This is a genomic window from Janthinobacterium sp. CG_23.3 (assembly GCF_046115965.1).
Lineage (GTDB): Bacteria > Pseudomonadota > Gammaproteobacteria > Burkholderiales > Burkholderiaceae_D > Janthinobacterium.
Genome location: NZ_JBJXIB010000081.1, coordinates 20,733 through 27,139 on the forward strand (window position 1 = coordinate 20,733; position 6,407 = coordinate 27,139).

The 6,407-nt window shown below is 67.2% G+C and carries 6 protein-coding genes; all 6 read right to left on the reverse strand.

All coding sequences use genetic code 11. From position 1 onward, the window contains the following. Positions 1–102: 102 nt before the first annotated feature. Positions 103–2,151, reverse strand: coding sequence for a phenylacetic acid degradation bifunctional protein PaaZ (paaZ, locus tag ACFDR9_RS18190; protein WP_409031904.1), 2,049 nt, complete (start codon positions 2,149–2,151; stop codon positions 103–105). A 63-nt stretch (positions 2,152–2,214) separates the two neighbouring features. Then, a complete protein-coding gene (paaY, locus tag ACFDR9_RS18195; protein ID WP_409031905.1) occupies positions 2,215–2,826 on the reverse strand; it encodes a phenylacetic acid degradation protein PaaY in 612 nt (203 codons plus the stop codon). A gap of 35 nt (positions 2,827–2,861) precedes the next feature. Next, positions 2,862–3,593: an ABC transporter ATP-binding protein gene (locus ACFDR9_RS18200; RefSeq protein WP_409031906.1), complete on the reverse strand. Its 732-nt coding sequence runs from the start codon at positions 3,591–3,593 to the stop codon at positions 2,862–2,864. Beyond that, complete coding sequence (locus tag ACFDR9_RS18205; protein ID WP_409031907.1) at positions 3,590–4,345, reverse strand: ABC transporter ATP-binding protein; 756 nt, start codon at positions 4,343–4,345, stop codon at positions 3,590–3,592. The genes ACFDR9_RS18200 and ACFDR9_RS18205 overlap by 4 nt, the downstream gene beginning before the upstream one ends. A 3-nt stretch (positions 4,346–4,348) precedes the next feature. Further along, positions 4,349–5,302 carry a branched-chain amino acid ABC transporter permease gene (locus tag ACFDR9_RS18210; RefSeq protein WP_409031908.1) on the reverse strand — a complete coding sequence of 318 codons (954 nt, stop codon included), beginning with the start codon at positions 5,300–5,302 and terminating at the stop codon, positions 4,349–4,351. Continuing rightward, positions 5,299–6,174, reverse strand: coding sequence for a branched-chain amino acid ABC transporter permease (locus tag ACFDR9_RS18215; RefSeq protein WP_409031909.1), 876 nt, complete (start codon positions 6,172–6,174; stop codon positions 5,299–5,301). Before ACFDR9_RS18215 ends, ACFDR9_RS18210 begins: the two co-directional genes overlap by 4 nt. Between the last annotated feature and the right edge of the window lie 233 nt (positions 6,175–6,407).

Genomic DNA, 6,407 nt, shown 5'->3' on the forward strand with positions numbered 1-6,407 from the left:
AGCCGGAACGGCGTAACCCGACAACGTTGGCCGCGGCAAAACGGGCTGGCTCCGAGCCAACATTGTCGGATGACCTTACGCTACTCCGACCAACGAATCGCCTCACTCGCGCTTCGACACCAGCGTCAGAATGTCATAGCTGGCCACCAGCTCCTCGTCCTGGTTGGTCACTTGCACGTCCCAGGCGACGACGCCCTGCCCCACGCCGAACACGTCTTTGCGGTTGCGGTCGACCTTGCGCTTGCAGGTCAGGCGCGCGCGGATGGTGTCGCCGATGCCGACCGGTTTGACGAAGCGCAGGTTGTCCAGGCCGTAGTTGGCTAGCACCGGGCCGACGCCCGGCGAGACGAACAGCCCGGCCGCCGCCGACAGCACGAAGTAGCCGTGCGCGATACGCTTGCCGAACTGCGATTCCTTGGCGGCGATCTCGTCGAAGTGCATATAGAAGAAGTCGCCCGAGATGCCGCCGAAGGCGGTAATGTCGGCTTCGCTGACGGTGCGGCGGTGGGTCAGCAGCGAATCGCCCGTTTCCAAATCCTCGAAATGCTTGCGGAACGGGTGCAGCGCGCTTTCCTTGACGGCGGCGCCGCGCACGTATTCGCCGGTGACCGCGGCCAGCATGGTCGGCGAGCCCTGGATGGCGGCGCGCTGCAAATAGTGGCGTACGGCGCGCACGCCGCCCAGCTCTTCGCCGCCGCCGGCGCGGCCCGGACCGCCGTGTTTCAGCTGCGGCAGCGGCGAGCCGTGGCCGGTCGAATCAACCGCCGCCTCGCGCTCGAGGATGTGGACGCGGCCGTGCAGCGCGGCGGCCACCGGCACCGCGTAGGCGGCGATTTTCGGATCGCGCGTCACCAGCGTGCTAACCAGGCTGCCCTTGCCGCGCGCGGCCAGCGCCAGCGCCTCGTCGATGTCGGTGTACGGCATCATGGTGCTGACCGGGCCGAAGGCCTCGACGTCGTGCACGGAATCGTTGGCCAGGCCGTCGCGGCACATCAGCAGCGTCGGGCTGAAGAAGCAGCCGTCGGCGGCGCCGGCGCCGAGCGGCGCGAAGCCGTCGGCCGCGCCGTACACCACCTCGTTGCCGGCCGACAGAATCGCCACCCGCTCGGCGACGTCGCGCTGCTGCTCCTTCGACGCCAGCGCGCCCATGCGCACGCCCTCGATGGACGGATCGCCGACGGTGATTTTCGACAGGCGCTCGCGCAGGCGGGTGCCGACCGCGTCGAGCATATCGTGCGGCACGATGATGCGGCGGATCGCCGTGCATTTCTGGCCGGACTTGCCGGTCATTTCGCGCGCCACCTCCTTGATAAACAGGTCGAACTCGACGTCGTCGGGCTTGACGTCGGGCGCCAGGATGGCGCAGTTGAGCGAGTCGGCCTCGCCGTTGAAGGGCACCGAGTGCTCGATCAGGTTGCGGTTGGTGCGCAGCTTGGCGGCGGTGGCGGCCGAGCCGGTGAAGGTGACGACGTCCTGGCCGTTGAGGCGGTCGAGCAGGTCGCCGGTACTGCCGATCACCAGTTGCAGGCTGCCCTCCGGCAGCAGGCCGGAGGCGTGCATCATGCGCACCACCGCCTCGGTCAGGTAGGAGGTGGCCGTGGCCGGCTTGGCGATGCAGGGCATCGCGGCCAGGAAGCTCGGCGCGAATTTTTCCAGCAGGCCCCAGATGGGGAAGTTGAAGGCGTTGATGTGCACCGCCAGGCCGCCGCGCGGCACCAGGATGTGGGTGCCGGCGAAGCCGCCCTTTTTACCCAGCGCCATGGCCGGGCCTTCGTGCAGCACGTTCGACGACGGCAGCTCGTTGCTGCCCATGCTGGCGTAGGCGAACAGGGTGCCGCTGCCGCCCTCGATGTCGACCCAGCTGTCGGCGCGGGTGGCGCCGCTCAGGTGCGAGATCGCGTACAACTCTTCCTTGCGCTCGACCAGGTACAACGCCAGCGCCTTCAGGCGCGCGGCGCGCTGCTGGAAGTCGAGCGCCATCAAGCCCGGCACGCCGGTCTTGCGGGCGTAGGTGACGGCCTCGTCGAAGTCGATCGCCTCCGAGTGGGTGTGGTAAATCAGGCTATTATCGAGGGCGCTGTGCAGCGGCACGGCGGCGGACGCCCCGAGCCAACGGCCGGCGATCAGGCTTTGTAGGGTGGATACGGCCATTTGTCAGTTCTCCAGTAAAAATATCGGGTTTGTTTATTCAATTCGGGGCCGCTGCGTATTGGCTCAGGCCGAGGCGTTTTTGTGCAGGTGCAGCGGCAGCGACGATTCCCAGTCGATGCGCTTGCGGCCGGCCTCGACCTCGGTCAGCGCCTCCACTTCGCGCATGCTGAGCATCGAACGCACCGCCAGTTCGTGGTACTGGCCGGTGCCGGCGCTTTTCCATTTGATTTCCTCGTCGCTCAGCGCGCGCAGCACGCGCGCCGGCGTGCCGACCACCATGCTGCGCGGCGCTACGATCATGCCGGCCTTGACGAAGCTCATTGCCGCGACCACGCATTCCTCGCCGATGACGGCGTTGTCCATCACCACCGCGTTCATGCCGACCAGCGAATTGCGGCCGATGCGGCAGCCGTGCAGCACGGCGCCGTGGCCGACGTGGCCGTCGACCTCGACCACCGTGTCGCAGCCGGGGAAGCCGTGCATGACGCAGGTGTCCTGCAGGTTGGCGCCCTCCTCCAGGATCAGGCGGCCGAAGTCGCCGCGGATCGAGGCCAGCGGGCCGACGTAGCAGCGCGGCCCGATGATGACGTCGCCGATCAGCACCGCGCTCGGATGCACGTAGGCGCTGGGGTGGACCACCGGCGTGACGCCGTTGATTTCGTAGACTTTAACCATATATGTATTCTCCAATTCGGGTGTGGCGCCGAAGCTTACATTCCCAGGTAGGCGCTTTGCACCTGTTCGTTCTTCAGCAGTTCAGGTCCCGGGCCGGACAGCGTGATGGCGCCGGTCTCGATGACGTAGCCGACGTCGGCGATCGACAGCGCCGCGTGGGCGTTCTGCTCGACCAGAAATATCGTCATGCCCTGGTCGCGCAGCTCCTGCACGACGCGGAAAACCTCGGCGATCAGCAGCGGCGCCAAGCCCATGCTCGGCTCGTCGAGCAGCAGCAATTGCGGCCGCCCCATCAGCGCGCGCGCCATCGCCAGCATTTGCTGCTGGCCGCCGGACAGCGTACCGGCCGGCAGCAGGCGCTTTTCCTTCAAAATCGGGAACAGCTGGAACATGCGCTGCATGTCGCCGGCCACGTCCCGCTGCGGCCGGGTGAACGCGCCCAGGCGCAGATTGTCCTCGACCGACATCGGGCCGAACACCTGGCGCCCTTCGGGCACCTGGCAGATGCCGGCGCGCACGCGCTTGTCCGCGCTCATGCGGCTGATGTCGCCGGCGCCGAAGCGGATGCCGCCGCCGCTGATCGGCTGCACGCCCGAGATCGCCCGCAGCAAGGTAGTCTTGCCGGCGCCGTTGGCGCCTACCAGCGCCACCAGCTGGCCCTTGCGCACCTCGATGTCGACGCCGTGCAGCGCCTGGATGCGGCCGTAGTGGCTGGTCAGCCCCTTGATTTCCAATACCAGCGGCGGATTGTGGACGTCCATTTTCATGCTGGCGCTCCCAGGTAAGCGGCGACCACGTCGGGGTTGGCGCGCACTTCGGCGGCGCTCCCTTCGGCCAGTTTCTTGCCGTAGTCGAGCACCAGGATGTGGTCCGACAAATTCATCACCAATTTCATGTCGTGCTCGACCAGCACCACCGTCACGCCGGACTGCGCCACCTTGCGGATCAGCGCCTCGATCTCGCCGGTTTCGGTGTGGTTCAAGCCGGCGGCCGGCTCGTCCAGCAGCAGCACCTTCGGCCGCGCCGCCAAGGCCCGCGCGATCTCCAGCCGCTTCAGGGCGCCGTACGACATTTCGCCGGCGTGGTCGTCGACGTGGCGGCCGACGCCGGCGAACTCCATCAGGCGCGCGGCCTCGTCGCGGCAGGCGGCGTCGGCGCGGCGCACCGACGGCAGCCGCAGCATCGCCGCGAACAGGTTCTGGTTCAGTTGCAGGTGCGCGCCCACCATCACGTTGTCGAGCGCCGTCATGTTCATGCACACTTGCAGGTTCTGGAAGGTGCGGCTCATGCCGCGCCGCGCCAGCGCGTCCGGCGGCATGCCGGCCACGTTCTCGCCGCGCAGCAGGATCTGCCCGCGGCTCGGCGTATAGACCCCGGTGATGAGGTTGAACAGCGTGGTCTTGCCGGCGCCGTTGGGCCCGATCACCGAGTGGATCGCGCCCTCCTTGACGTTGAAGCTGACGTCCTGCACCGCGTGCACGCCGCCGAAGCTCTTGCTCAAGTTTTGAATCGATAACATGGCTCAGTTCCCTTGTCGACCACGCCGGCGCGCCAGGCTGGGCACCAGGCCCTTCGGCATGAAGATCATCGTCGCCATCAGAATCGCGCCGAACACCACCGTCTCCCAGCCTTCGAAGGTCGACAGCAGTTGCGGCAGGATCGTCAGCAGCGCGGCGCCGACGATGGAGCCGAACACCGACGCCATGCCGCCCACCACCACCATCGTCACCAGCTCGATCGAATGGAAGAAGCCGGCCAGGGTGGGCGTGATGAAGCCGATGTAGTGGGCGCTGACGCTGCCGGCGACGCTGGCGATGACCGCCGACAGCACGAACACGCGCACCTTGAAGCGGGTCGTGTCGACGCCGACCACGCGCGCGGCGATTTCGGAGCCGTGGATGGCTTGCAGCGCGCGCCCGACCGGCGAGTCGATCACGTTCAAGGCGCACCAGGTCACCAGCAGCAGCATGGCGGCGGCCAGCGCGTACCAGGATTTTTCGCCCGACAGTTCGGCGCCGAACAGCGCCAGCGCCGGCACGGCGATGCCGTCCGGGCCGCCGGTCCACTGCGTTTCGTTGTTGATGACGATGGAGATGATGATGCCCAGGCCGAGCGTGGCCATGGCCAGCGTGTGGCCCTTCAGCTTCAGCACCGGGCGCGCCAGCGACAGCGCCAGCAGGCCGGTGGCGACGGCGCCGGCCGCCAGCGCGGCCAGCGGCGGCCAGTTGAAGTGCGTGGTCAGCACCGCCGAGGCGTAGGCGCCCAGGCCGTAGAAGCCGGCGTGGCCCAGGCTGATCTGGCCGGTGTAACCCATCAGCAGGTTCAGGCCGATGACCACGGCGGCGTTCAACGCGATGCGGATGGCGACGTCGTAGTAGAAGGCGTTCGGCAGCGCCAGCGGCAGCAGTGCCAGCACCAGGGCCAGCGCCAGCAGGCCGGCGTGGCGCGGAATCAGCGTCTTCGACGGCGACTTCATACGCGCTCCGAGATCTGCGCGCCGAACAGGCCGCGCGGCAGGAAGAACAGGATCAAGAGGATCAGCACGAAAGGCACCGCGTCCTTGTAGGCCGAGGAGATGTAACCGGCCGTCATCGCCTCGGCGATGCCCAGGATCAGGCCGCCGGCGATGGCGCCGACGCCACCGCCCAGGCCGCCCAGCACCGCCGCGACGAAGCCCTTCAGCCCCAGCATGATGCCGGCGTCGTACGAGGTGTAGGTGATCGGCGCGACCAGGACGCCGCCGATGGCGCCCAGCAGCGCCGCCAGGCCGAACGAGAACAGCAGCACGCGGCGGGTGTCGATGCCGACCAGCTGCGCCGCGGTTTTATTGTGCGAGGTCGCCAGCATGGCCTTGCCCAGCATGGTGCGGCCGAAGAACCAGGCCAGCACGCCGACGATGAGCAGGGTCACGCCCAGCACCCACAGGCTTTGCGGCAGCAGGCTGGCGCCGAGGAACAGGATCGGCGTGTCGCCGGAAAACGCCGGCAGCGTGTGCGTGCCCTTGCCGAGCCAGATCTGCACCAGTCCGCGCACCACCAGCGAGGCGCCGATGGTGATGATGATCAGCGAGACCACCTGGGCGTTTTGCGCCGGCTCGATGACGGCCTTTTCCATGACCAGGCCGACCAGGCCGGTGACGGCGACGGCGACGATGATCGCCAGCGGCAGCGGCACTCCGCCGGCCGACAGCAGCGCCGCCAGCATCCCGCCGAGCATGATGAATTCACCCTGCGCGAAATTGATCACGCCGCTGGTGTTATAGATAATGGTGAAGCCGAGCGCGGCCAGCGCGTACGCCGAACCGACCGTCATCCCCGAATACAGGAACTGCAAAAATTGGGCAAGCATGGTGTCTCCGATTAGATCCTGGCGCCGTTCACGGGCAAGCGAAACCGTAGGTCGGATTAGCGCAGCGTCATCCGACAATGTTGGCCGAAGCGCGACGCGCCGCTCTGGACCAACGTTGTCGGGTTACGCCCTTTGGGTTAACCCGACCTTCTATGATGAATTCCAAGTCAACTGGTTTTTCGCAAATTTATCCTATCCCTTGTTTCGGTATCGGCGGGGTCAAGGGCGGGCGA

What these genes read in the sequence shown, in the direction of transcription:
- paaZ (WP_409031904.1), bottom strand. Translation starts at nt 2,151, where the DNA reads ATGGCCGTATCCACCCTACAAAGCCTGATCGCCGGCCGTTGGCTCGGG.
- paaY (WP_409031905.1), bottom strand. Translation starts at nt 2,826, where the DNA reads ATGGTTAAAGTCTACGAAATCAACGGCGTCACGCCGGTGGTCCACCCC.
- ACFDR9_RS18200 (WP_409031906.1), bottom strand. Translation starts at nt 3,593, where the DNA reads ATGAAAATGGACGTCCACAATCCGCCGCTGGTATTGGAAATCAAGGGG.
- ACFDR9_RS18205 (WP_409031907.1), bottom strand. Translation starts at nt 4,345, where the DNA reads ATGTTATCGATTCAAAACTTGAGCAAGAGCTTCGGCGGCGTGCACGCG.
- ACFDR9_RS18210 (WP_409031908.1), bottom strand. Translation starts at nt 5,302, where the DNA reads ATGAAGTCGCCGTCGAAGACGCTGATTCCGCGCCACGCCGGCCTGCTG.
- ACFDR9_RS18215 (WP_409031909.1), bottom strand. Translation starts at nt 6,174, where the DNA reads ATGCTTGCCCAATTTTTGCAGTTCCTGTATTCGGGGATGACGGTCGGT.